Annotated in this window: 23 protein-coding genes and 2 tRNA genes; 17 read left to right on the plus strand and 8 right to left on the minus strand. The window is 63.8% G+C overall.

Annotation, left to right across the window (positions count from 1 at the left end; all coding sequences use genetic code 11):
* Positions 1 to 122: 122 nt before the first annotated feature.
* Together JJB99_RS17945 and JJB99_RS17950 are read right to left on the minus strand one after the other, a co-directional pair.
* Complete coding sequence (locus JJB99_RS17945) at positions 123 to 707, minus strand: CoA-binding protein (RefSeq protein ID WP_200499959.1); 585 nt, start codon at positions 705 to 707, stop codon at positions 123 to 125.
* 115 nt (positions 708 to 822) lie between these two features.
* Positions 823 to 1,641, minus strand: coding sequence for an enoyl-CoA hydratase (locus tag JJB99_RS17950; RefSeq protein WP_200499960.1), 819 nt, complete (start codon positions 1,639 to 1,641; stop codon positions 823 to 825).
* A gap of 70 nt (positions 1,642 to 1,711) precedes the next feature.
* Between JJB99_RS17950 and JJB99_RS17955 the strand changes: the two genes are divergently transcribed.
* The 6 genes from JJB99_RS17955 to JJB99_RS17980 all read left to right on the plus strand — a co-directional run bounded on the left by JJB99_RS17955 (position 1,712) and on the right by JJB99_RS17980 (position 5,400).
* A complete protein-coding gene (locus JJB99_RS17955) occupies positions 1,712 to 2,140 on the plus strand; it encodes a PaaI family thioesterase (RefSeq protein WP_200499961.1) in 429 nt (142 codons plus the stop codon).
* A 158-nt stretch (positions 2,141 to 2,298) separates the two neighbouring features.
* Positions 2,299 to 2,763 (plus strand): 50S ribosomal protein L13, encoded by a 465-nt coding sequence (gene rplM / locus JJB99_RS17960; protein ID WP_011087726.1) that lies wholly within the window; start codon positions 2,299 to 2,301, stop codon positions 2,761 to 2,763.
* A gap of 1 nt (position 2,764) precedes the next feature.
* Entirely contained in the window at positions 2,765 to 3,244 is a 480-nt protein-coding gene (rpsI, locus tag JJB99_RS17965) for a 30S ribosomal protein S9 (RefSeq protein ID WP_200499962.1), read from the plus strand.
* Between the two features lie 229 nt (positions 3,245 to 3,473).
* The gene (locus JJB99_RS17970) at positions 3,474 to 4,694 is read left to right on the plus strand and encodes a GGDEF domain-containing protein (protein WP_200499963.1); all 1,221 of its coding nucleotides are present in this window, start codon (positions 3,474 to 3,476) and stop codon (positions 4,692 to 4,694) included.
* A 56-nt stretch (positions 4,695 to 4,750) separates the two neighbouring features.
* Complete coding sequence (locus JJB99_RS17975; RefSeq protein WP_200499964.1) at positions 4,751 to 5,002, plus strand: hypothetical protein; 252 nt, start codon at positions 4,751 to 4,753, stop codon at positions 5,000 to 5,002.
* A gap of 101 nt (positions 5,003 to 5,103) precedes the next feature.
* Entirely contained in the window at positions 5,104 to 5,400 is a 297-nt protein-coding gene (locus JJB99_RS17980) for an antibiotic biosynthesis monooxygenase family protein (RefSeq protein ID WP_200499965.1), read from the plus strand.
* A 7-nt stretch (positions 5,401 to 5,407) separates the two neighbouring features.
* Here the strand turns inward: JJB99_RS17980 and JJB99_RS17985 are convergent, their stop codons facing one another.
* On the minus strand, positions 5,408 to 6,547 hold the full coding sequence (locus JJB99_RS17985; RefSeq protein WP_200499966.1) for an AI-2E family transporter: 1,140 nt from the start codon (positions 6,545 to 6,547) through the stop codon (positions 5,408 to 5,410).
* Between the two features lie 243 nt (positions 6,548 to 6,790).
* Here JJB99_RS17985 and JJB99_RS17990 point away from each other — a divergent pair, with 243 nt between their 5' ends.
* From JJB99_RS17990 to JJB99_RS18000, 3 genes are all read left to right on the plus strand, one after another.
* Positions 6,791 to 7,564, plus strand: coding sequence for a gamma-glutamyl-gamma-aminobutyrate hydrolase family protein (locus tag JJB99_RS17990; RefSeq protein ID WP_200499967.1), 774 nt, complete (start codon positions 6,791 to 6,793; stop codon positions 7,562 to 7,564).
* A 222-nt stretch (positions 7,565 to 7,786) separates the two neighbouring features.
* A complete protein-coding gene (locus JJB99_RS17995; protein ID WP_200500206.1) occupies positions 7,787 to 9,172 on the plus strand; it encodes an NfeD family protein in 1,386 nt (461 codons plus the stop codon).
* Positions 9,172 to 9,930 carry a slipin family protein gene (locus JJB99_RS18000; RefSeq protein WP_433995771.1) on the plus strand — a complete coding sequence of 253 codons (759 nt, stop codon included), beginning with the start codon at positions 9,172 to 9,174 and terminating at the stop codon, positions 9,928 to 9,930. Before JJB99_RS17995 ends, JJB99_RS18000 begins: the two co-directional genes overlap by 1 nt.
* Before the next feature lie 242 nt (positions 9,931 to 10,172).
* Here JJB99_RS18000 and glnA read toward each other — a convergent pair whose 3' ends face one another.
* The gene (gene glnA / locus JJB99_RS18005; protein ID WP_200499968.1) at positions 10,173 to 11,582 is read right to left on the minus strand and encodes a type I glutamate--ammonia ligase; all 1,410 of its coding nucleotides are present in this window, start codon (positions 11,580 to 11,582) and stop codon (positions 10,173 to 10,175) included.
* A 150-nt stretch (positions 11,583 to 11,732) separates the two neighbouring features.
* A complete protein-coding gene (locus tag JJB99_RS18010; protein WP_007603495.1) occupies positions 11,733 to 12,071 on the minus strand; it encodes a P-II family nitrogen regulator in 339 nt (112 codons plus the stop codon).
* A gap of 381 nt (positions 12,072 to 12,452) precedes the next feature.
* Here JJB99_RS18010 and JJB99_RS18015 point away from each other — a divergent pair, with 381 nt between their 5' ends.
* On the plus strand, positions 12,453 to 13,952 hold the full coding sequence (locus JJB99_RS18015) for an NAD(P)H-hydrate dehydratase (RefSeq protein WP_200499969.1): 1,500 nt from the start codon (positions 12,453 to 12,455) through the stop codon (positions 13,950 to 13,952).
* A gap of 107 nt (positions 13,953 to 14,059) precedes the next feature.
* On the opposite strand, the gene JJB99_RS18020 is transcribed toward JJB99_RS18015, so the two are convergent.
* Complete coding sequence (locus JJB99_RS18020) at positions 14,060 to 15,364, minus strand: multicopper oxidase family protein (RefSeq protein WP_200499970.1); 1,305 nt, start codon at positions 15,362 to 15,364, stop codon at positions 14,060 to 14,062.
* Positions 15,365 to 15,518: 154 nt separating this feature from the next.
* On the opposite strand from JJB99_RS18020, the gene JJB99_RS18025 reads away from it, so the two are divergent.
* The 3 genes from JJB99_RS18025 (at position 15,519) to JJB99_RS18035 (ending at position 18,054) form a co-directional block, all read left to right on the plus strand.
* Positions 15,519 to 15,603, plus strand: a tRNA-Leu gene (locus tag JJB99_RS18025).
* A gap of 175 nt (positions 15,604 to 15,778) precedes the next feature.
* Positions 15,779 to 17,140, plus strand: a complete 1,362-nt coding sequence (gene tig, locus JJB99_RS18030) for a trigger factor (protein WP_200499971.1) — start codon at positions 15,779 to 15,781, stop codon at positions 17,138 to 17,140.
* Positions 17,141 to 17,418: 278 nt separating this feature from the next.
* Entirely contained in the window at positions 17,419 to 18,054 is a 636-nt protein-coding gene (locus JJB99_RS18035) for an ATP-dependent Clp protease proteolytic subunit (protein WP_200499972.1), read from the plus strand.
* A 67-nt stretch (positions 18,055 to 18,121) separates the two neighbouring features.
* On the opposite strand, the gene JJB99_RS18040 is transcribed toward JJB99_RS18035, so the two are convergent.
* Complete coding sequence (locus JJB99_RS18040) at positions 18,122 to 18,334, minus strand: hypothetical protein (RefSeq protein WP_200499973.1); 213 nt, start codon at positions 18,332 to 18,334, stop codon at positions 18,122 to 18,124.
* A gap of 177 nt (positions 18,335 to 18,511) precedes the next feature.
* Between JJB99_RS18040 and clpX the strand changes: the two genes are divergently transcribed.
* From clpX to JJB99_RS18060, 4 genes are all read left to right on the plus strand, one after another.
* Positions 18,512 to 19,783 carry an ATP-dependent Clp protease ATP-binding subunit ClpX gene (gene clpX, locus JJB99_RS18045; RefSeq protein WP_008547851.1) on the plus strand — a complete coding sequence of 424 codons (1,272 nt, stop codon included), beginning with the start codon at positions 18,512 to 18,514 and terminating at the stop codon, positions 19,781 to 19,783.
* A 324-nt stretch (positions 19,784 to 20,107) separates the two neighbouring features.
* A complete protein-coding gene (gene lon / locus JJB99_RS18050; RefSeq protein ID WP_200499974.1) occupies positions 20,108 to 22,531 on the plus strand; it encodes an endopeptidase La in 2,424 nt (807 codons plus the stop codon).
* Between the two features lie 68 nt (positions 22,532 to 22,599).
* Positions 22,600 to 23,004: a GFA family protein gene (locus JJB99_RS18055; protein WP_200499975.1), complete on the plus strand. Its 405-nt coding sequence runs from the start codon at positions 22,600 to 22,602 to the stop codon at positions 23,002 to 23,004.
* Positions 23,005 to 23,048: 44 nt separating this feature from the next.
* Positions 23,049 to 23,125, plus strand: a tRNA-Val gene (locus JJB99_RS18060).
* 101 nt (positions 23,126 to 23,226) lie between these two features.
* On the opposite strand, the gene JJB99_RS18065 is transcribed toward JJB99_RS18060, so the two are convergent.
* Positions 23,227 to 23,841, minus strand: coding sequence for a hypothetical protein (locus JJB99_RS18065; protein WP_200499976.1), 615 nt, complete (start codon positions 23,839 to 23,841; stop codon positions 23,227 to 23,229).
* Positions 23,842 to 24,376 lie beyond the last annotated feature (535 nt).

Here is a 24,376-nt window from a genome sequence, read left to right on the forward strand (position 1 = left end):
TTTTGGCCTGAAATCGCGCGGCATGCTGATGGGCGCCGTGGCCGCCGTCAAGCTGCCGCTTCATATCGGAATGATCTTGCTACGCATTGTCGCGTTCGCGAAATGAATCCTTCGCGATAGTCTCAGCTCTGCTCGGTCTTGTTTTTGGCGGCGCGATCGGATGCCGCGGTGTCGCCGCCCCCGACACTCATTCGATTGAGGGAGAGCCGCATACCTTGCGTCGGCGCCGGCGCCCGCTTGGAACTGAGCGTGCGTGAATTCACGCCCATCCAGGAGATTTCGGACGACAAGCGGCCATATTCGATCTTGGGGCAGCGGTTCATCACCACCTTGATGCCGACGGATTCCGCTTTCGCCGCCGCCGCGTCATCGCGGGCGCCGAGTTGCATCCAGATCACCTTCGGCAACGGATCGAGCGTGAGCGCCTCTTCGACCACGGGCATGATGTGGCTGGAGTTGCGAAAGATATCGATCATATCGACGGGATGACCGATGTCGGAGAGCGAAGCGACGAAGGGCTTTCCGAGCAGCTCCTTGCCGACATGGCCGGGATTGACCGGGATCATGTCATAGCCGCGCTGCGCCAGATATTTGAACGCGAAATAGCTCGGCCGCACATTGACCGGCGAGGCGCCGACCATCGCGATCGACTTCACGCTGTTGAGGATGCCGCGGATGTAATTGTCGGGATAGGCGTCGTGGTTCATCTTTTTCTTTCTGGGACCCTCATGGTGAGGAGCGCGGCACGCGCGTCTCGAACCACAATCGGGCCTCTATCCTTCGAGGCGCCGCGTTCCGCGGCTCCTCAGGATGAGGAATTGGTTATTCATCCCGCCAAGTCGGCTCGCGCTTCTCGATGAAGGCCTTGATGCCTTCCTCGGCGTCGCGCGCCATCATGTTCTCGGTCATCACCTCTGCCGCATAGCGGTAGGCGTCCGCAAGGGTCATGTCAGCCTGGCGATAGAATGCCTCCTTGCCGAGCTTGACGGTGTAGGCGGATTTCAGCGCGACCTGTTGCGCAAGCTCGATCGCGGCGCCGAGTTCAGCGCCGGCGGGCACCACGCGATTGACGAGGCCGATCTCGCGGGCGCGGTCGGCCGTGACAGGCTCGCCCGTGAGCAGCATCTCCATCGCCTGCTTGCGCGGGACGTTGCGCGACAGCGCCACCATCGGCGTCGAGCAGAACAGGCCGATGTCGACGCCGGGCGTGGCGAACTTCGCGTCCTCAGAGGCGATCGCGAGGTCGCAGCTGGCCACGAGCTGGCAGCCCGCGGCAGTGGCAATGCCTTGGACTGACGCGACCACGGGCTTGGGCAGGTGCACGATGGCCTGCATCATCGCGCTGCAGGCGTTCATGATCTCGGCGAAGAAGGCGCGGCCGCGATCAGGATCGGTGCGGCGCGCGGTCAGCTCCTTCATATCGTGTCCGGCGCAGAACGCGGGACCGTTGGCGGCAATGACGGCGGCGCGGATGCGCTTGTCTTCTGCAATTGCGTTGATGCTCGCATGCAACTGCCCAATCATCGCCCCCGAGAGGCTGTTCCGCGCGGCCGGTCGGTTCAGCGTGAGTACGGCAACGCTGCCAACGATCTCGCGCAGGAGGATCGGCGGCTCCGGGGAGGGGAAGGGCTGGACTGACATCGGATATTCCAGTTGGATGACACACTTAACTTAATGTAACAGGCGAGGACAATCGAGGGTGAGGGGCGGTATGGCGGCAGCGAAAATGAGCGTGGCGGAGGTCGAACGGTTTCTTCGCGACCAGTTTCCCCAGGCCTTCAGCGGCGACGACATCGCCATCGAGAGCGCGGACGGCCAGACCTGCCTGTTGCGCCAGTGTTTCAGCGAACGGATGCTGCGGCCGGGCGGAACCGTGTCCGGACCGACGCTGATGGCGCTCGCCGATTTCGCCATGTACGTGGTGCTGCTGTCCGCCATCGGGCCGGTCGGGCTCGCGGTCACCACCAATCTCAACATCAATTTCCTCCGCAAGGGCCAGCCGGGGCAGGACGTCCTGGCGGAAGCGCGGCTGCTCAAACTCGGCAAACGCCTGGCGGTCGGCGAGGTGAAGCTGTTGTCCGGCACCTCGCCCGATCCGATCGCGCATGTCACCTCGACCTATTCCATTCCAAATGTTTGATGTTTTTGCAGGTAATATAGCACCATATTTCTAAGTAATTGATTTCGCCAAACTAATTTACATTCTCGGGCATTGACCGTGGCGCGTCTCTTCTTTAGAAAACCGCGCAGTCCGGTGCGGTGTTCGCGCCGATGCTCCCCGTCCACGGAAACTCTGACATGAAAACCTTTTCGGCAAAGCCGGCTGAGGTGACGAAGAAGTGGGTGCTGATCGACGCCAAGGGTCTGGTCGTCGGCCGTCTCGCCACCATCGTCGCCATGCGCCTGCGCGGCAAGCACCTCCCGACCTACACCCCGCACGTTGATTGCGGCGACAACGTCATCATCATCAATGCGCAGCATGCGGTCCTCACCGGTCGCAAGCGCGAGCAGAAGACCTATTACAAGCACACCGGCTACGTCGGCCACGTCAAGGAGCGCACCGCGCGCCAGATCCTCGAGGGCAAACATCCCGAGCGCGTGCTCGAGAAGGCCGTCGAGCGCATGATCCCGCGTGGTCCGCTCGGCCGCGTGCAGATGGGCAACCTCCGTGTCTACGGCGGCGCCGATCACCCGCACGAGGCGCAGCAGCCCGAGAAGATCGACATCGCCAAGTTGAACCGCAAGAACACGAGGGCCGCATAACATGGCCGAATCCATCCAGTCGCTCGACCAGCTCTCGCAGCTCAAGACGGCGGCGGCGCCTGAGGCGCCCAAGCACGAGAAGAAGGTCGACAAGTTCAACCGCGCCTATGCCACCGGCAAGCGCAAGGACGCGGTCGCCCGCGTCTGGATCAAGCCGGGTGCCGGCAAGGTCACGGTCAACGCGCGCGAGGTCGAGGTCTATTTCGCCCGTCCCGTGCTGCGAATGATGATCGAGCAGCCGTTCTCGGTGGCCCAGCGTTCCGGCCAGTACGACGTGATCTGTACCGTCGCCGGCGGCGGTCTGTCCGGCCAGGCCGGCGCGGTCCGTCACGGCATCTCGAAGGCGCTCACCTATTTCGAGCCGGAGCTGCGCACCGTGCTCAAGAAGGGCGGCTTTCTCACCCGCGACTCCCGCGTGGTCGAGCGCAAGAAGTACGGCAAGGCCAAGGCCCGCCGCTCCTTCCAGTTCTCGAAGCGTTAATCGCTTCGGTCGCATTCGCCGCGAAAGCGGCTTCAATGAGATGCAAAAGGGCGCTGATTTCAGCGCCCTTTTTGTTGTTCGTTTGTATGCAAATTGATGGCGTGTTTCCCGAAAACTTGGGCACGCACGAAAACCTGAATGGAACCCGCGAGACATAGCGTCGCATTTGGAAGGGCGCGCAAATCGGATGTGCCGATCGCGTAACTGCTATGTCTTAGAGGGGGCCGACATGATGTCGCTCGATAGCATCACGCTCTATTTGGTTGCCACCATGGTTGCCGCACTGCTCGGCGCCATGATGGTTTTTTTCGGCAGGCAGGAGAACAGTCCTGCGCTGAAATGGTGGGGTACCGCTTATCTGCTCGGTGCCGCCTCCGTCGCGCTGTGGACCGCGGCCGGCGACAAGTTCGGGCCACACCTCTATCTCGCGTTAAACGCGGTCGGTTTTGTCGCCTGCGGGATGGTGTGGAATGCGGCGCGCGTCTTCCACGGCCGCAAGCCGAACTGGCCAGGCCTCCTCGTCGGCGCGCTCGCCTGGGTCGCCGCCGCCATGCTGCTCGATCCCACAGCGTCCATGCTGCGCATGATCGTCGGCGCCGGCATCGTCTCGGTCTATGCGGCGCTGACCGCAAGCGAGCTCTGGGTTGAGCGGCGCAAGAGCCTGCAACGGCGCTGGCCGGCCTTCGTGGTGCCGGTGATGCACGGCTGCGTCTTGATGCTGCCGATCCTGCTGGGCAGCTTCCTGCGCCCGCACGATGCCGCCTTCTCGACGAGCATCTGGGTCACCGTGTTTGCGGTCGAACTCGTGCTCTACGCCGTCGGCACCGTGTTCGTGATCTTCATGCTGGTGTCGGAGCGCACCGTGACCGCGCACCGGACTGCCGCATCGACCGATCCCCTGACTGGCATGCTCAACCGTCGTGGCTTCTCCGAAGCCTGCGCGCGCGTGATCGAGCGCGAGGCCAAGGCCGGGCGCCCGGTCACGGTGATGATCTTCGACATCGACCATTTCAAGTCGATCAACGATCGCTTCGGCCATCCTGCAGGCGACGAGATGCTGAAGCTGTTCTCGACCGTGGTCGTCAGCAATTTGCGCATCTCCGACCTGTCGGGCCGCATCGGCGGCGAGGAGTTCGCCGCGCTGCTGCCGTGTGCGCTGGAGGAAGGCGTGCTGGTCGCCGAGCGCGTGCGCGAGGCGTTCGAAACCTCCGGCGTCGTGGTCGACGAAGGCCCGGTCGACACCACCGTCAGCATCGGCGTCGCGGGCGGTCCGGCCGGCACCGAGCTCGAGGTGCTGCTGGCCTCGGCCGACACCGCGCTCTACCAGGCCAAGCGCGGCGGCCGCAACCGCGTCGAGGCGGCGGAGGAGTTGCCGCTGTCGCTGGAGAACTGGCGCCGCCAGAGCGCCGCGCGGACCGGCGCGCAGCAGGCGCGTCCGGCCACCGCATAAGGCGCGGGAGCTTGCGGTAAGCCTCTGTTTACCATTCGATCCCTACCATTGCGGTCATGGAATCGATCCGTCGACAGAACCCGCAGGCTGCCCTGATGTCGCTCGAAGCTGCTGCGGCCTCGGCACGCGGCGGCTTCGCGTGTCTGTTCTCCACCGCGGATGAATACGAGAACGCGCTGATCACCGAACGCCGCGCCCAAGGCCGCTACACGCAAGGCCGCTACACGCAAGGCCGCAGCTACTGGCCGGTCGCGCTGTTCATCGGTTGCACGCTGATCGTGGCCGGCATCGCGCTGCTGCTCGCCTGAGAGCGGCGCATTTTTGACCGGGCAGGGCGCCGTTTCGGCGCCTTTTTCTTTGCCGGCTGCTGCGGTAGATACGCCCATCGAACAATAAAGGGTGGAAGCCGATGATCACCGAGATCGCGCAAATCGATGTCAAGCCGGGTAGCGAGAAGGACTTTGAGGCCGCCGTCGCCAAGGCCAAGGCCGCTTTCGGCCGCGCCAAGGGCTTTCACGGTTTCGAACTGCACAAGTCGATCGAGAAGCCGCAGCGCTACCGGCTGATGGTGAAGTGGGCGACGCTGGAAAACCACACCGTCGATTTCCGCAGCTCGGAGAATTTCACCGAATGGCGCGGCCTCGTCGGCCAGTATTTTGCCTCGCCCCCGGAGGTCGAGCACACCGAAACCGTGCTGACGGCCTGACTAGGGGTCAGGCCGCCTCGGTCAGAGGCGGCGCATCGTACGCTTTGAAATGGTCGATCATGACCTTGGCGATGGCGACGAGTGGTAGCGCCAGCGCAAGGCCCCAGACCCCGAAGACGACGCCAAGCAGGATCTGGAACGCAAACAGCGTGGCTGGCGGGATGTCGAGCGCCTGGCGCTGCAGGATCGGGGTCAGCACGTAGCTCTCCATCGCGTGCACGCCGAGGAACAGGATCACGGCCGACAGCGCCGGGACCCAGCCCGAGGCGAGGCTCGCCAGCACCACGACGACGCCGGCGATGATGGCGCCGACGGTCGGGATGAAGGCCAGCAGGCCGGCCTGAATTCCCAGGATGAACGAGCCCGGGATGCCGATGGCCGCAAGGCCAGCCCAGGTTACCGCCCCGACCGCAAGCATGACGATGATTTGCGCGATCAGCCAGCGTTCAAGCGTCTCGCCGATGCGGTCGACGATGAGGGTCGCGCGGATGCGATGCTTCGCCGGCGCGAGAAACAGCAGCCCGTCGTGATAGACACCCGGCTGCGCGGCGAAGGACAGTCCCAGAAACAGCACGATGAAGATGTTTCCCACACCGTGGATGGTGCCGAGCAGCAGCTTGAAGGTCTGGCTCACGATCGCTCCGCCGCTGGAGGCCAGCGCGCCGGCGCCAGGCAACGGACTGTGCGGTGGCGCTGCCGGCGAAGGCGTCGAGTCCGGCGGTGTATTGGCCGCGGCGTCAGATGCAACGTTGCCGAAATCGAAGAAGCTGGTGTCGACGCCGTGGTTATCCAGGAACGACTTCACATTGCCGATCTGCGACTTGATGGTGTTGCTGAGCAGCGAAGCCTGCTCGGCGATGGTCGCGCCGCCGAGATAGGCGATGCCAGACAGCATGGCGGCAAGCGCGAGGCAGACGATCGCGAGCCGCACCGCGTGCGGCAGCCGGACATGGCGGCCCAGCCCGTTGGTCAGCGCGTTGAGGCCGACGCCGAGCAGCATGCCGGCGAAGATCAGCAGCAGGGTGGCGGCAAAATACCAGGTGAAGACCAGAGCCGCGGTGAACAGGACGACCCCGATGCCGCCGACCGCAATCCCCCAGGCAATATCGGAGCGGGTCTTGGCCTGTTCATCTCGGAAGACGCTCACATCATGTCCTTTCGGGGCCGACAGGAAGCACTCTTTCGTGAAATCTGACTAGGGATCAAGCCCGGGCCGTGCGCCGGATTGAAGCGCTCGCGGCCGCCAGGGGTGAAGGCCGCGGACGCGTGGGGTCCTTGGCGGAGCATTTGCGCGAAAATAGCATTGCCGTCCCGCGATCCCTTCTGTTGAATTTGTTCCATTCGAAGGGCATGTTCGGAGAATCTTGTTGCGGGGAGGTCGGAACGGGAGATGAGAAAGCCGGTCGTCGGCGTGATCGGGAACGCCCATCGCGTCGAAAATCGATTTCAGGTCCAGATGGTCGGCGAGCGAAACTTGCGCGCCGTGGCCGAGGTCTCCGGCGGTTTGCCGGTGATGTTCGCGGGAGCCCCTGATATCACCGACATCAGCGCGCTGCTCGACACGGTCGACGGCATCGTCCTCACGGGGGCTCGCGCCAACGTCCACCCGACCCGGTTCAATGTCGACCCCTGCGAGAAGCACGAGCCCTACGACATCCACCGCGACGAGGTCGCGCTGGCGCTCTCGGTCGCCTGCGTCTCCCGCGGCATTCCGCTGTTCGGCATCTGCCGCGGCCTGCAGGAGATGAACGTCGCCTTCGGCGGCTCGCTACACCCCGAGATCCGCGAAATCCCCGGCCGCATGAACCACCGCATGCCCCGCCTCGAGAACGGCGAGATTCATCCCGATCCGACCGTGATCTTTGCCGACCGCCACGAGGTCGACCTCACGCCCGGCGGCGCCTTCGCAAAGATTCTCGGCTGCGACAAGATCCGGGTCAATTCGCTGCACGGCCAGGGCATCCTGGAGCCCGGCAAGCGCGTGCTGATCGAGGGCGTCGCCGAGGACGGCACCATCGAGGCGATCCGCATCGCCGAAGCGCCGACCTTCGCGCTCGGCGTGCAATGGCACGCCGAATACGACCCGCAGCGCAATCCGATCAACCGCAAGCTGTTCGAGGCGTTCGGTGAGGCGCTGGTGGCGCGGCAGCGCGCGGCGGCGTAGGCACGCGGACGCAGGCATGGATGAGCGTTCAAGCACGCTCTCGCCACATCGTCCGAGCGCAGTGGTGGTGACGGAGATCGGCGTGAATTTTCCAGAGAAGTGAGGCGGAGCAATCGTCGCCTCCGCACCTCACTGCGCCGCACAATCACAGCGGCGGCATGCGCGCCGCTGCATTGAGGTCTAGGGAACGAACACCATATGATCGGCAAGGGAGCCCTTGCCGTGCAGATCATGAAGGCGGCCCTCGTTGCGGCGATTTCCCTCGTCGCTTTGATCTTCTGCCTGCTTCCCGGAGCAGCCGAGGAGAACGGCCGTCCTGCCCTGGCTGTTACGATCGACGGAGCTATCGGACCGGCGGCGGCCGCCTATGTGAAGGACGCCTTGGCAAGGGCCGGCGAACGACGCGCCGAGGTCGTGATCCTGAAAATGAACACGCCCGGCGGTCTCAATTCCAGCATGCGCGAGATCATCGCGAACGTGCTGGCCTCGCCCGTTCCCGTGGTGGGCTACGTTGCGCCGGCAGGCGCCCATGCGGCGAGCGCCGGGACCTATATCCTCTATGCGACGCATATCGCTGCGATGGCGCCGGGCACCAACATCGGTGCCGCGACGCCGGTGCAGATCGGCGGTTCGTTTCCGGGCCTGCCGAGCGGCGCACCCGACAAGGATGGCAAGGATGGCAAGGACAAGAAGGATGAGCCGAAGGATGCGATGACGGCGAAGGCGACGAACGATGCCGTCGCCTTCATCCGCAGCCTCGCCGAGCTGCGCAATCGCAACGCGGATTGGGCCGAGAAGGCGGTCCGCGAAGCCGCCACCCTTTCTGCCAATGGCGCGTTGCAGGCGCAGGTCATCGACCTCGTCGCCCGCGATCAGGCCGAATTGCTGAGGCAGATCGATGGTCGCGTGGTCGAGGTCGCCGGCGGCAAGACCCGGCGCCTCGCGACCAAGGACGCCGTAATTGAAGCGGTCGATGCCGGCTGGATCTCGCGATTCCTGGCGGTCATCACCGATCCCAATGTCGCCTTCATTCTCCTGATGGTCGGCATCTACGGCCTGATCTTCGAGTTCGTGTCCCCCGGCGCGGTTGCTCCGGGAGTCGTCGGGACAATCTGCCTGCTGATCGGCCTCTATGCCCTCAACCTGCTGCCGATTAACTATGCCGGCCTCGGCTTGATGCTGGTCGGGATCGCGCTGCTGGCCATTGAGGCGTTCAGTCCTACCGTGGTGATCGGTCTCGGCGGCGTCGTCGCCTTCGTGCTGGGAGCGCTTATGCTGGTCCGGGTCGAAGCGCCGGGCTACCGGCTGTCGTGGACGGTCATCGGCATCGTCGCGGCGATGTTCACCGGCTTCGTGCTGGTCGTGTTCGGCGCGCTTCGCCGTGCCCGCAGAGGTCCGGGCCGGGCCGGCGTACAAGCCATGCAAGGTCTGTCCGCCGAGGTGCTCGACTGGAACGAGACCGAAGGTCACGTCTTTACGCATGGCGAACGCTGGCAAGCGCGCGGCGCCGAAATCTTCAGGCCCGGCGAGCGGGTCGAGGTCGCCAAGGTCGTCGATTTGACGCTGGTGGTCCGGCGTCCGGGCCAAGGCGAAGGAGGTCAACTCTGATGATTGAATATTCGATCTATGCGGTGCTTGCGCTGCTCGTCGTCATGTTTCTCACCCAGGCCGTCCGCATCCTCAGGGAATACGAGCGCGGCGTCGTGTTCACGCTCGGCCGCTTCACGGCAGTGAAGGGGCCGGGTCTCATCATCCTCATTCCGGTGGTGCAGCAGGTCGTCAGGGTCGATCTCAGGGTGATGGTGCAGGTGGTGCCGCCCCAGGACGTGATCTCGCGCGACAACGTCTCGGTCAAGGTCAACGCCGTGCTGTACTTCCGCATCGTCGATCCCGAGCGCGCCATCATCAAGGTCGGCGATTACATGGCCGCGACCAGCCAGCTCGCCCAGACCACGCTGCGCTCGGTGCTCGGCAAGCACGATCTCGACGAGATGCTGGCCGAACGCGACAAGCTGAACGCAGACATCCAGGAGATCCTCGACAAGCAGACCGACGTCTGGGGCATCAAGGTCACCGGCATCGAGATCAAGGACGTCGATCTCAACGAGACCATGGTGCGCGCGATCGCCAAGCAGGCCGAGGCCGAGCGGTTGCGGCGCGCCAAGGTGATCAACGCCATGGGCGAACAGCAGGCCGCCGAAAAGCTCGTCGAGGCCGGCCGCATCCTGGCGCAGGAGCCCCAGGCGATGCAGCTCCGCTATTTCGCGGCCCTGCACGACATCGCGGGCGAGCGGTCGTCGACCGTCGTCTTCCCGTTGCCGATGGGGCTATTCGAGCATTTGATGCCGCGACGTGAGACGACGTGATTGCGCTCCGCAAAGCCGGAGCCCTCGAGTTGAGCCGATTCTTGCAATGGATGAATCAACAGATCGCGGACGGAGTAGCGGAGGAGATGGAGTGCCGGTCGATCAACGGGTCCTCATGGGCGAGCGATGGTTTAAACATGTTTTGTCCGGAGGACATTTGAGGTCAAATACCGATGGCACTGGCCCAAAACGAAAAGGCGCCCCGCAAGGGCGCCTTTTGTCTGTGACGGTCTTCGAGCCGGTCAGCCCGAATAGTACATCTCGAACTCGACCGGATGCGGGGTCATTTCGAAGCGGGCGACTTCGGTCATCTTCAACTCGATGTAAGCGTCGATGAAGTCGTCGTCGAACACGCCGCCGTTCTTGAGGAAGCCGCGGTCCTTGTCGAGGTTTTCCAGCGCTTCGCGGAGCGAACCGCAAACGGTGGGGATCTGCTTCAGCTCTTCCTTCGGCAGGTCGTAGAGGTCCTTGTCCATCGCCGGACCCGGATCGATCTTGTTCTTGATGCCGTCCAGGCCCGCCATCAGCATCGCAGCGAAGCCGAGATAGGGATTGGCCATCGGATCTGGGAAGCGCACCTCGACGCGCTTGGCCTTCGGCGAAGCGGTGTAGGGGATGCGGCAGGAGGCCGAGCGGTTGCGCGCGGAATAGGCGAGCAGCACGGGGGCCTCATAGCCCGGGACCAGACGCTTGTAGGAGTTGGTCGACGGGTTGGTGAAGGCGTTGATCGCCTTGGCGTGCCTGATGATGCCGCCGATATAGTGCAGGCAGGTCTCCGACAGGTCGGCATATTTGTTGCCGGCGAACACCGGTTTGCCGTCCTTCCAGATCGACTGGTGCACGTGCATGCCCGAACCGTTGTCGCCATAGACCGGCTTCGGCATGAAGGTGGCTGTCTTGCCGTAGATGTGCGCGACCTGGTGGATGCAGTATTTGTAGATCTGCATGTGATCGGCCATCAGCGTCAGCGTGTCGAACTTCATGCCGAGCTCGTGCTGGGCGGAGGCGACTTCGTGATGGTGCTTCTCGACCTTGACGCCCATCTTGGCCATGGCGCCCAGCATTTCCGAGCGCATGTCCTGCACCGAATCCTGCGGCGGCACCGGGAAGTAGCCGCCCTTGGTGCGGACGCGATGGCCGAGATTGCCGCCTTCATATTCCGTGTCGGAGTTGATCGGCAGTTCCGAGGAGTCGAGCCGGAAGCCGGTGTTGTAGGGGTTGGCCGAATAGCGCACGTCGTCGAACACGAAGAACTCGGCCTCGGGGCCGACGAACACGCTGTCGCCGACGCCCATCGACTTCACCATGGCCTCGGCCTTCTTGGCGATGCCGCGGGGATCGCGGTTGTAGGGCTCGCCGGTGGTCGGCTCGAGCACGTCGCAGGTGATCACCATCGTGGTCTCGGCGAAGAACGGATCGATCGTCGCGGTCACCGGATCGGGCATCAGGCACATGTCGGATTCGTTGATCGCCTTCCAGCCGGCGATCGAGGAACCGTCGAACATCGTCCCTTCGGCGAAAATGTCCTCATCGATCATGCTGACGTCGAACGTCACGTGCTGCCACTTGCCGCGCGGATCGGTGAAGCGCAGGTCGACGTATTTGACGTCGTTGTCCTTGATCGATTTCAGGACGTCTTTGGCGGTCTTCATGCATACCCCTTTTGGCTCTGCGGGTCGGTTTCCAGGTGAGCAGATTCGTTGTCGCTTGCGGCGAGTTGGCGCAACCGCACAAACGAAATCAGGCCGCCGAAGCAGCCTATTTTCTTTCAGAGTGTCGCAAAATGCGGGATAGCACCCGGCTCAGATAGCGTCCAGCCCGGATTCGCCGGTCCGGATGCGGATCGCCTCTTCGATGTTGGAGACGAAGATTTTGCCGTCGCCGATGCGGCCGGTCTGCGCGGCGCGGCGGATCGCGTCGATGGCGCGCTCGACCAGATCGTCGCCGATCACGATCTCGATCTTCACCTTGGGCAGGAAGTCGACGATGTATTCTGCGCCCCGGTAAAGCTCGGCGTGACCCTTCTGCCGGCCGAAGCCCTTGGCCTCGGTGACGGTGATGCCTTGGAGGCCGACTTCCTGAAGCGCTTCCTTCACCTCGTCGAGCTTGAATGGCTTGATGATGGCTTCGATTTTCTTCACTGCGCGCCTCCCGGCCTTTCGATCAAATAGCAACGTCTTCGTCAGGATGCGCTTTTCTCACGCACGATCGTGTCTTCGCTATGCCGGAATTCCTGACCACTCCGGCAACAACGGCCGGCCACACCCTGATAAAAGCCAGTGAGCACGACAAACCGAAGCGGCTTCCTCGAAAGCAGGGTCTATGCCAAGTTGCAAATGCCCTGATTATTGAAGCGTTATCAGCCTTTTAACGAGCATCTCTGATAGGTGGCGCCGACCGGTCCAAAATACCGAAGACTACGAAATAGGCAAACGGTTCAATATGTGTGCAGTTCGTCGTTTCATCGGGTGGGCCGGCATGGAACGTGCCTGTTGAAAAGGCGTTTGGACCAGGGAAGTGGCATGGAAATTCTGACCAACGCCGAAATGCAGCGCGCTGACCAGCTCAGCATCGCGGCCGGCACGCCCGGCTTCAAGCTGATGCTGAGCGCCGGCCAGGCCGTCGCCGAAGCCGCCAATGCGCTGGTGGAGGAGGGGCCGATCCTGATCGTCGCCGGCCCCGGCAACAATGGTGGCGACGGTTTTGTCGCAGCCGCCGAGCTCGCCGCGCAGGGGCGCGAGGTCTCGGTCATCCTGATGTGCGAGCGCGACCAGCTGCAGGGCGACGCGGCCTCCGCCGCGCGCGGCTGGAAGCATCCAGTGCTGCCGTTCAATCCGCAGGCGATCGGACGACCGGCGCTGATCATCGATGCGCTGTTCGGCGCCGGCCTCAGCCGTCCCGTCGAGGGCGAGGCGCGCGAAATGATCGAGGCGATCAACGCCAACGGTGCCGTGGTGCTTGCGGTCGACTTGCCGAGCGGCATCAACGGCACCAGCGCCGCCGTGCTCGGCGCGGCGGTGAACGCCGCCGAGACCGTCACCTTCTTCCGCAAGAAGCCGGCGCATCTCTTGCTGCCTGGCCGGATGCATTGCGGCCGCGTGAGCGTCGCCGACATCGGCATCGAGGCGTCGGTGCTGGGCGAGATCAGGCCGCAGACCTTCGAGAACGATCCGGCCGTCTGGGGTGCAGCCTTTCCGGTGCCGCGCATCGACGGCCACAAATACGCGCGGGGTCATGTGCTGGCGGTCTCGGGCGATGCGGCTGCGACGGGGGCTGCGCGGCTCGCCGCGCGCGGCGCGCTGCGGGCCGGCGCGGGCCTCGTGACGCTAGCAACGCCGCGCGATGCGCTCGCGATCAATGCCAGCGCGCTGACCGCGGTGATGGTTCGCCCTGTCGACACCGTTTTCGAATTTGGCCAGCTGCTCGAAGACAAACGCTACGACACCTGCATGATCGGCCCTGGCGCGGGCATTGGCGATCGTACCTGCGATCTCGTCCATACCGCGCTGAGCGCGCAGCGGCATCTGGTGCTGGACGCCGACGCGCTGACGAGTTTTGCCGCCAATCCCGAGCGGCTGTTCGAGTCGATCAAGACCTCGCAGGACAATGCGGTGGTGCTGACGCCGCACGAGGGCGAGTTTCCGCGCCTGTTCTCCGACCTCAGCAACAAACATCCGGGCCGCTCGAAGCTCGAGCGCGTCCGCGTCGCCGCCGAACGCTCCGGTGCGGTCGTGCTGCTGAAGGGGCCGGACACGACGATCGGCGCCCCCGATGGCCGCGCCACCATCGCCGCCAACGCGCCGCCCTGGCTCGCCACCGCCGGCGCCGGCGACGTGCTCTCCGGCATCATTGCCGGGCTTTTGGCGCAGGGCGTGCCGGCCTTCGAAGCCGCCAGCATCGGCGTCTGGATGCATGGCGAGGCGGGACGCGAGGCGGGGCCGGGCCTGATCGCCGAGGACCTGACCGAGACCCTGCCGGCAGTGCACCGGCGGATCTATGATGCGCTTGGGGTGGAGTACTGAGCTGTTGCTATGACGGGTAGGATGGGTAGAGCACCAGCGAAACCCGTTATCTCAAATTCGGCGCGATCCCGACGGGTTTCGCTGCGCTCTACCCATCCTACGACACCTCACTCCGCCGCGTACCAGCGCACCAGCCGCGGCGCGGCCCAGTCGGCCATGACGGATTCGATCAGCCATCGGCCGGGTGAGGTCGCCGCGAACGCGATACGCTGGGTCTGGCCGGGCTCGATCGCGAGCGTGTCGAGCCAGTAGGGCTTCCAGCCATCATCAAGCTTGTCGAGCAGGCGGAAATGGTGGCCGTGCAGGTAGACGATGGTGGTGGTCGGGGAGGGATTCTTCAGGGCCAGCACGACGGTCCGGCCGGTCTTGACCCGGAAGGCGGGGGCGGAGGCCGTGGAGAAGCTTGCCGTCCGTACCCAAGCGGTCTCAGGTGCGCCGAGCGCGACATCGAACCGCAGGGCGCTTTTGAGGTCGAGCTGGACAGGCAGATCGTTCGAAGGGAGCGGCCGTGGCGGCTCCAGCGGCGTGCCCCGCTCCAGCTTGCCGGAGACCGTGAGGCTCCCGACCCGGTGCGCCTCCTTGCCGTCATGCAGCAGGAATCGGGCCGATGTGGCAGCATCCACGAAGGCATCGGCCCGCGCTCCTGGGGCCAGCACCAGGGCACCATTACGGGCCGGGAACGGCTCGGCCGGCTGTCCGTCCAACGCCATCACCTGGACCTCGTGGCTTTCCAATTTGATTGCCAGAACAGAACGTTGCGAGCCGTTGATGAAGCGCAGGCGTAGCCGCTCGCCGGCCGCGGCCGAGAGTTCGAATGAAGTCTGCCCATTGATCGTATGAAGCGCCGTGGTGTCCTTGGGATCGTGGCCCGGCGGCAGCGCGGTGCCGTCCGGTCGCAGGCGCCATTCCTCGATCAGCAGAACCTCGTCACGATCGACGGCGACCCGGCTTGGCTCCCCGGCAATGATCGGAAGCGGCCGCGCTGGCTGTTTCAGATCGTCCTCGAACAGGCGGAAGTCAGCCAGTAGGGTTCCCGCGCTTGATATTGAAATAACTGATGTTTCAGTCGTGCCGGGCGCGGCGGGTGCGCGCCCCCGATAGGGGTCGGCCACGGCCGCGCCGTTCAGGCCATACCAGACGGGCGCAAGCGGCACAGGCAGGTCATTCCGAAACACCACTTCGCAGCGGTCGCCACGCCTGAGGCGGACACCCCTGGTATGGCTTGCGGCGGCAAGCTCCCAGATTGGTGTAGCTTGCTGACCCGGCCTGAGAGCGAGTGTGGCCGGCTTGGCCTGAAGGAGCACCTGGGCGGTTACCGGCGGGGCTGCGCCGCCGACCATCAACCCCGCCGCGGAGGCTCCGAGGCCGGCCAGAACCTCGCGTCGAGTTGGGTCAAAAAACCTCAGTTTCATGTGCTGATCCGGACCATGGCGCGCTGGATAAGTCCAGCCGCCGTGCCTACTTCAAACAGGGCTCCAACCGGCCATTTTTTTGCTGCGAACAGTCGGGCACATGCTATAAGCCCGGCCGCCCGCGGCATCGCGGCCGGTCTTGATGCAAATTTACGCGGGCGTGGCGGAACTGGTAGACGCGCTGGATTTAGGTTCCAGTGACGAAAGTTGTGGGGGTTCGAGTCCCTCCGCCCGCACCAAGCGCTTGTCGCGTTTGCACGGATTACGAGGACCTGCTTCCTCGCGGACGTTTGTCCGCGGAAAGCTGGTCCGATGAACCACCGGCATTGAGGCATTCGCCTCGCGCCGGATCGATTAATGACAGCGTCCCGACGCGCAATGTGCCGGGACCGAACGAGAAGAAGATTGGACGCCATGCAGGTCACAGAAACCCTCTCGGAAGGTTTGAAGCACGAGTTCAAGATCAGCGTTCCCGCGTCTGATCTCGACGCCAAGGCCGGCGCCAAGCTCGTCGACCTCAAGGACAAGGTCCGCATCAACGGCTTCCGTCCCGGCAAGGTGCCGGTCACGCACCTGAAGAAGGTCTATGGCCGCTCGGTGATGGCGGAGACCATCGACCAGACCATCCGCGACACCAACACGCAGCTGTTCTCCGAGCGCGGCTTCCGCCTTGCGACCGAGCCGAAGATCACCATGCCGAGCGAGCAGGCCGAGGTCGAGGAGCTGCTGAACGGCAAGACCGATCTGACCTATACGGTCGCCATCGAGGTGGTGCCGTCGATCGCGCTCGCCGACTTCAAGAGCTTCCAGGTCGAGAAGCCCGTCGCCGAAGTCTCCGATGCCGACGTCGACGAGGCGATCAAGCGCATTGCTGATTCCAACCGCACCTATGCTGCGAAGGGCGAGGGCGCCAAGGCCGAGTCGGGTGACCGCGTCACCGTCAGCTTCAAGGGCACCATCAACGGCGAAGCCTTCGAGGGCGGCACCGGCGAGGGCATCCAGGTCGCGATCGGCTCCAACACGTTCATCCCTGGCTTCGAGGAGCAGCTCATCGGCATCGGCGCTGGTGAGACCCGCACGCTGAAGGTGTCGTTCCCGAAGAACTACATGAACGACAAGCTCGCCGGCCAGCCGGCCGAGTTCGAGACCACCGCAACCCTGATCGAGGCGCCGCAGGACATCGCGATCGACGACGAGTTCGCCAAGTCGCTCGGGCTTGAATCGCTCGACAAGCTGAAGGAAGCCGCGCGCGAGCGTCTGGCTGCCGAGTTCGCCGGTGCGACGCGCCAGCGCGTCAAGCGCGCGCTGCTCGACCGCCTCGACGAGGCGCATCGCTTCGAGGCGCCGCCCTCGCTGGTCGACGAGGAGTTCAACCTGATGTGGAACTCGGTCAAGGCCGAGATGGATTCCGCCGGCAAGACCTTCGCCGACGAGGACACCACTGAAGAGGCGGCCAAAGAAGAGTACCGCAAGATCGCCGACCGCCGCGTGCGCCTCGGCCTCGTGCTCTCCGAGATCGGCGAGAAGAACAAGATCACCGTGACCGACGACGAGGTCGGCCGCGCCGTGATCGAGCGTGCCCGCCAGATGCCCGGCCGCGAGAAGGAGGTCTGGGACTTCTATCGCAACAACGCCCAGGCCCTGGCCCAGCTTCGTGCACCGATCTATGAGGACAAGGTCGTCGACTTCATCCTCGAACTCGCCAACGTCACCGAGAAGAAGGTCTCGCGCGAGGACCTCTACAAGGACGACGAGGCGGACAAGACCGCCGCCTGAAGGCTTTGACACAGCCTTCTGTTAAGGACGATCGGCAAAGCGGCCCAGCTAGCCAAATGGCCGGCTGGGCCTCTTTGCGCGAATCAGCTTCAACTGCCTGACGGATTAAGCCTTAATTCGTTCGGGACTTGTCTGGCGCGAATTGGGCTATATCTGTCGCTACGCCCTTTTACGAAAGTTCCTGCATCACGGGACGTCCATCGGCCTTCCGGCACATCCAGCCCAGACTGGCAGCCAAGATTGGCGATGTCCGCCTCTCCAAAACCCCTAGGTGACTCATGCGCGATCCGGTTGAAACCTACATGAACCTCGTGCCGATGGTGGTCGAGCAGACCAACCGTGGCGAGCGCGCCTACGACATTTTCTCGCGCCTCCTGAAGGAGCGCATCATCTTCGTGACCGGTCCGGTCGAGGACGGCATGTCGACGCTGACGGTCGCGCAGCTCTTGTTCCTTGAAGCGGAAAATCCGAAGAAGGAAATCTCGATGTACATCAACTCGCCGGGCGGCGTGGTGACGTCGGGCCTTGCGATCTACGACACCATGCAGTTCATCCGCCCGCCGGTCTCGACGCTCTGCACCGGCCAGGCAGCCTCGATGGGCTCGCTGCTGCTCGCCGCCGGCGAGAAGGACATGCGGTTCTCGCTGCCGAACGCGCGCATCATGGTGCATCAGCCCTCTGGCGGCTTCCAGGGCCAGGCCACCGACATCATGCTGCACGCCCAGGAGATCCTGAACCTGAAGAAGAGGCTCAACGAGATCTACGTGAAGCACACCGGGCAGACCTACAAGTCGATCGAGGACGCGCTGGAACGCGACAAGTTCCTGACCGCGAACGACGCCAAGGAGTTCGGCCTGGTCGACAAGGTCATCGACAAGCGCGCCGAGGAGCCGGCCCCGGCGAAGACGTCGTAGCTGCTGCGACCGCAAATCCGGTCCCTGGAATATCTTTCGGGATTTCCCGGTATCCTCAGGGCGGCGTTCACGTTAACAGCACACTTCGCAAGCGCGCAAACCGCAGTTTTGCGCGCTGCGACAGGCACAAAGTTCCGCTTTCGTGCTTGTTTTCGTGGCAATCCAGCAACGCCGGGGTGATTTCCATCACTTCGCCCGTACCAAGGCCGGAAATCACGGTATTGTCACGGGTAGCCAGCGACCCCCGATTAGCGAATTCTTGATAGTCGGGTGACAGCATGGTTGGCTACGCACGATCGGCTATGATCGCGGAGAATCGAGTGACCGTGATTCGCACGGGATGTAAGGCGTAGGGTCTTTTTTGGTACGGAATTTGCTCTATTTGAACTTCATGCCGGCCGTTCGTGCCGGAATGGAGCGATCGAGCGACACGATCGAACCGCGGACGGAGACATGAATGAGTAAGGTTGGCACGAGCGACTCCAAGAACACGCTATATTGCTCGTTCTGCGGCAAGAGCCAGCACGAAGTCCGCAAGCTGATCGCGGGACCCACGGTCTTCATCTGCGACGAGTGCGTCGAGCTCTGCATGGACATCATCCGCGAGGAGAACAAGTCCTCGCTCGTGAAGTCGCGCGACGGCATTCCGACGCCGAAGGAAATCTGCAAGGTGCTGGACGATTACGTGATCGGCCAGAGCCACGCGAAGAAGGTCCTGTCGGTCGCGGTGCACAACCACTACAAGCGCCTCAACCACCAGACCAAGCACAACGACGTCGAGCTCGCGAAGTCGAACATCCTGCTGATCGGTCCGACCGGCTCGGGCAAGACGCTGTTGGCGCAGACGCTCGCCCGCATCCTCGACGTGCCGTTCACGATGGCGGATGCGACGACATTGACTGAAGCCGGTTATGTCGGTGAGGACGTCGAGAACATCATCCTGAAGCTGCTCCAGGCCGCCGACTACAATGTCGAGCGCGCCCAGCGTGGCATCGTCTACATCGACGAGATCGACAAGATCAGCCGCAAGTCCGACAATCCCTCGATCACGCGCGACGTGTCGGGTGAGGGCGTGCAGCAGGCGCTGCTGAAGATCATGGAAGGCACGGTGGCTTCGGTCCCGCCGCAGGGTGGCCGCAAGCATCCGCAGCAGGAATTCCTGCAGGTGGACACCACCAACATCCTGTTCATCTGCGGCGGCGCGTTCGCCGGCCTCGAGAAGATCATTTCGGCGCGCGGCCGGTCGACCTCGATCGGCTTCGGTGCCCAGGTGCTCGCACCGGAGGACCGCCGCACTGGCGAGATCTTCCGTCACGTCGAGCCTGAGGACCTCCTGAAGTACGGCCTCATCCCCGAATTCGTCGGCCGTCTGCCAGTCGTGGCGACGCTCGAGGATCTCGACGAGACCTCGTTGAAGAAGATCCTGACCGAGCCCAAGAACGCGCTGGTGAAACAGTACCAGCGGCTGTTCGAGATGGAGAACATCGAGCTCACCTTCGCCGACGAGGCGCTTGGCGCGGTTGCCCGCAAGGCGATCGAGCGCAAGACCGGCGCGCGCGGCCTGCGCTCGATCCTCGAAGCGATCCTGCTCGAGACCATGTTCGACCTGCCGGGCCTTGAAGGTGTGGAAGAAGTCGTGATTTCGCGCGAAGTCGTGGAAGGCACGGCGCGTCCGCTCTACATCTACGCCGATCGGTCCGATCGCGCGGTCGAGAACGCCAGCGCCTAAATTGCGGCGCTGGAACGCTCCAATCGTCTTATCAGTTGAAGGCTGCGGAATGGTTTTCCGCAGCCGGTGTTGCGTCGCTTACTTCCGTTCGTAAGCGCCTGATGGCGCGCGTATTTCAATGACTTGACACCCCCCGGGTCGATAGCCACCTAATGTCGGCGGCGAGCGAGAATTCTGTGCAAGATTCGCCGCTGTTCCGATCCGGCAAGCTTGGTCCAACCTGGGAATGGTAGACCGGTTCTGCCGATCACCTCGGCACCTTGTGGCGGTTGCGCATGACAACAGCGGGCTGCGTGCAAGGGGGCAAAGCAAAAGGAAAAGGCCATGACTAATCCAAAACCCCGGCCAACCATCGTCCATGGCGAAACGCACGCCTATCCCGTGCTGCCGCTGCGCGACATCGTCGTCTTCCCGCACATGATCGTGCCGCTCTTCGTCGGCCGCGAGAAGTCGATCCGCGCGCTCGAAGAGGTGATGAAGAACGACGCGCTGATCATGCTCGCGACGCAGAAGAACGCGTCCGACGATGATCCGGCGCCCGATGCCATTTACGAGACCGGGACGCTTGCCAGCGTGCTCCAGCTCTTGAAGCTTCCCGACGGCACCGTGAAGGTGCTGGTCGAAGGGCTCGAGCGTGCGCGCGTGCAGAAATACACCGATCGCGCCGACTACTACGAAGCCACTGCAATTGCACTCGCCGACACCGATGCGAAATCGGTCGAGGCCGAAGCGCTGTCGCGCTCGGTCGTGTCCGACTTCGAGAGCTATGTGAAGCTCAACAAGAAGATCTCGGCCGAGGTCGTCGGCGTCGTGCAGGCGATCACCGATTTCGCCAAGCTCGCCGACACCGTGGCTTCCCATCTCGCGGTCAAGATCGCGGACCGCCAGGGCATCCTGGAGACGCTGTCCGTCACCACGCGCCTGGAGAAGGTGCTGGGCCTGATGGAGAGCGAGATCTCGGTGCTGCAGGTCGAGAAGCGGATTCGTTCTCGTGTCAAACGGCAAATGGAGAAGACCCAGCGCGAGTATTATCTCAACGAGCAGATGAAGGCGATCCAGAAGGAACTCGGCGACGACGACGGTCGCGACGAACTCGCCGATCTCGAAGAGAAGATCTCCAAGACCAAGCTCTCCAAGGAAGCGCGGGACAAGGCGCAGCATGAACTGAAGAAGCTGCGCCAGATGTCGCCGATGTCCGCGGAAGCGACCGTCGTGCGCAACTATCTGGATTGGCTGCTGTCGATCCCGTGGAACAAGAAGTCCAAGGTGAAGAAGGATCTGGAGCAGGCGCAAGCCATCCTGGATTCCGATCACTACGGGCTCGAGAAGGTCAAGGAGCGCATCGTCGAGTATCTCGCCGTGCAGTCGCGCGCCAACAAGCTGACGGGGCCGATCCTGTGCCTGGTCGGGCCTCCCGGCGTCGGCAAGACCTCGCTCGGCAAGTCGATCGCGAAGGCGACGGGACGCGAATTCGTGCGCGTCTCGCTCGGCGGCGTGCGCGACGAGGCCGAGATCCGCGGTCACCGCCGCACCTATATCGGCTCGATGCCCGGCAAGATCATCCAGTCGATGCGGAAGGCGAAGTCGTCCAATCCGCTGTTCCTGCTCGACGAGATCGACAAGATGGGCGCCGATTTCCGCGGCGATCCGTCCTCGGCTCTGCTCGAGGTCCTCGACCCCGAGCAGAACGGGACCTTCAACGACCACTATCTCGAGGTCGACTACGATCTGTCCAACGTGATGTTCATCACAACCGCGAATACGCTCAATATTCCGGGGCCGCTGATGGACCGCATGGAGATCATCCGGATCGCGGGCTACACCGAGAACGAGAAGGTTGAGATCGCGCGCAAGCATCTGATCCCGAACGCGGTGTTCAAGCACGGCCTGGACTCCAAGGAGTTCTCGATCGACGACGACGCGCTGCTGCTGTTGATCCGCCGCTACACCCGCGAGGCGGGCGTGCGTAACCTGGAGCGTGAGCTCTCCACACTCGCCCGCAAGGCGGTGAAGGAGCTGATGATCTCCAAGAAGAAGTCGGTCAAGGTCACCGAGAAGACTCTGGAAGAGCTGCTCGGTGTGCCGAAGTACCGCTTCGGCGAGATCGAGAGTGAGCCGCAGGTCGGCATCGTCACCGGCCTTGCCTGGACCGATGTCGGCGGCGAGCTGCTGACGATCGAGGGCGTCATGATGCCCGGCAAAGGCAAGATGACGGTCACCGGCAACTTGCGCGACGTCATGAAGGAATCGATCTCGGCGGCGGCGTCCTACGTCCGCTCCCGCGCGATCAATTACGGCGTCGAGCCGCCGCTGTTCGACCGGCGCGACATCCACGTGCACGTGCCGGAAGGCGCGACGCCGAAGGACGGCCCGTCGGCGGGCGTCGCCATGGCCACTGCGATCATCTCGGTCATGACCGGCATCCCGGTCCGCCACGATGTCGCGATGACCGGCGAGATCACGCTGCGCGGCCGCGTGCTGCCGATCGGCGGTCTGAAGGAGAAGCTGCTGGCCGCTGCCCGCGGCGGCATCAAGACGGTGCTGATCCCCGAGGACAACGCCAAGGATCTCACGGAGATTTCCGATGCGATCAAGGGCGGCATGGAGATCATCCCGGTCTCGCGCCTCGACGACGTCGTCGCCAGGGCGCTGGTGAAGAAGCCGGTGCCGATCGTCTGGGAAGAGGACACCAAGGTGACGGTGAAGCCGGACGGCGACGAAGCCGCCGGCGGCCTGACCGCTCACTGAGATCGCAGCTCGAAAAGATGATAGAACGGCGCCTTCGGGCGCCGTTTTTGTTTCAGAGGACGCGGGCGATGCAGGTCGACGGGCAGTGCCATTGCGGGCGGATCACCTATGAGGCCGAGGTCGATCCTGAGGCGGTCTCGGTCTGTCACTGCACCGATTGCCAGACGCTGACCGGCTCGCCGTTCCGCGTGACCGCCGTCTGTTCGCGCGCCGACGTCAAGCTGACCGGCGGCACCCCCAGGGTCTACGGCAAGCGCGGCGACAACGGCCGGATGCGCTACCAGCATTTCTGCGCCGACTGCGGTTCCCCGCTGTTCACCAGCGGCGAGGGCGACCAGGCCGACGACTGGGGCATCCGCTGGGGCTCGATCCGCCAGCGCGACGCCTTGCGGCCAAGCCGCCAGATCTGGTGCCAGTCGGCCGCGGTCTGGATCGACGCCGTGCCAGGGCTGCCGGGCCGGCCGCAGGATTGATCGCACTTGCCCGGTCGGGCCACGTGAGGCTAAAGAGGCGGCGAGGGCGGTTAGCTCAGCTGGTTAGAGCATCTCGTTTACACCGAGAGGGTCCGCGGTTCGAATCCGTGACCGCCCACCAGTTCGCTCGCTTCGCGAGCACCGGCTGCAGGCAGCTCCAACACCGATGTCGCGAAGCGAGCTGATCCTCACGCTCTCGGCGTTTCGGATGGACGTGGGCCCTCACGTCAACGGTCGCGCCGTTTCCTTCATCCCCTGGGCCGTCGTCGCCATGCCGGCGGCATAGGCGGCGCCTGCGCCAAGCAGAAGCGAGCAGAAGCTTGCAAACATCACATAAGAGAAGTGCTTGCGGGCCTCATCGAGCTGGGCCGGCGTCGCAGCCCGGGCCGTCGTACCGACCGTGTCCCGTCCCGTATTGTTCGACCAATAGGCGATGCGGGCGCTCGCTGCATACGACGGGCCGACCAGGTTGCCGGCGATGCTGGTCGCGGACATCGGCATCATCGCTGCCGCAGCCACCACGACGACGGTCGCAACCGCCCAGGTGGCAAGGGCGTGACCGACCCGGCCGAGCCCGGATTGATCCGGCGAGTTGGCGGCCGCGACGGCACCGCCGATGAAGGCGGCAATGATTCCGGACACCGCCCACCACACGAATGCCGCCCAGCCGGCACCAGCGGGTGCCGCTGAGGCCGTCGGAATGTCGATTGCGAGCAGACCGATGCCGAGACCGAGCATGGTCAGCAGGATCTGGACGACCAACGAGGTGAACATCCCGGCCAGGACGGCCGACCATGTCCAGCCAAAGAAGGGGTTAGCTATTGTGCGTGTCGCCATGACGAGTTCCTCCACGAACTTACATTTCGTGTTCCAACGCGTCCTCAAATCTTCCGTTCCAGAAGCAGGAACTGCCTGGGCCCCTCGCGGCTTGGTTTGCGGATAGATGAGAGAGGCCGGACATATGACACTTGGTCGAGGCGCCCTGTTGTGGCTGCTAGGTATCCCTCTCCCGGTGATCCTGCTGCTCGCGCTGTTCTGGCGTTAGCTTGCGGAGTGGAGAGCCTGCGGGTGAAGGCGCGGCGCTCGATGGAGCGCCGGCCACGGGTTCGTGCGGCAGACAAGCCGTGCGCGAGGACGCAGAGACGCGTCAATGGCTGAATTCCTGCTCGACGCGTCGCGACCCTTCTGAGGTAATGCTGTATCGATCGCCCTCCGCCGTCAGCCATCCGGACCTGACCATCTCTCGGGCTGTATGGATCGAACAAACCGGGTGACTGGCTCCGGGGTGGTACAGCCGGTCACTTCGGACAATCAGATATCCATAGAGCTGAGCCTGGCGCAGTGCCCGGCACATCATCGGCGAAGGCTTTTC

The organism is Bradyrhizobium diazoefficiens (assembly GCF_016616235.1).
Classification (GTDB): Bacteria; Pseudomonadota; Alphaproteobacteria; order Rhizobiales; family Xanthobacteraceae; genus Bradyrhizobium; species Bradyrhizobium diazoefficiens_H.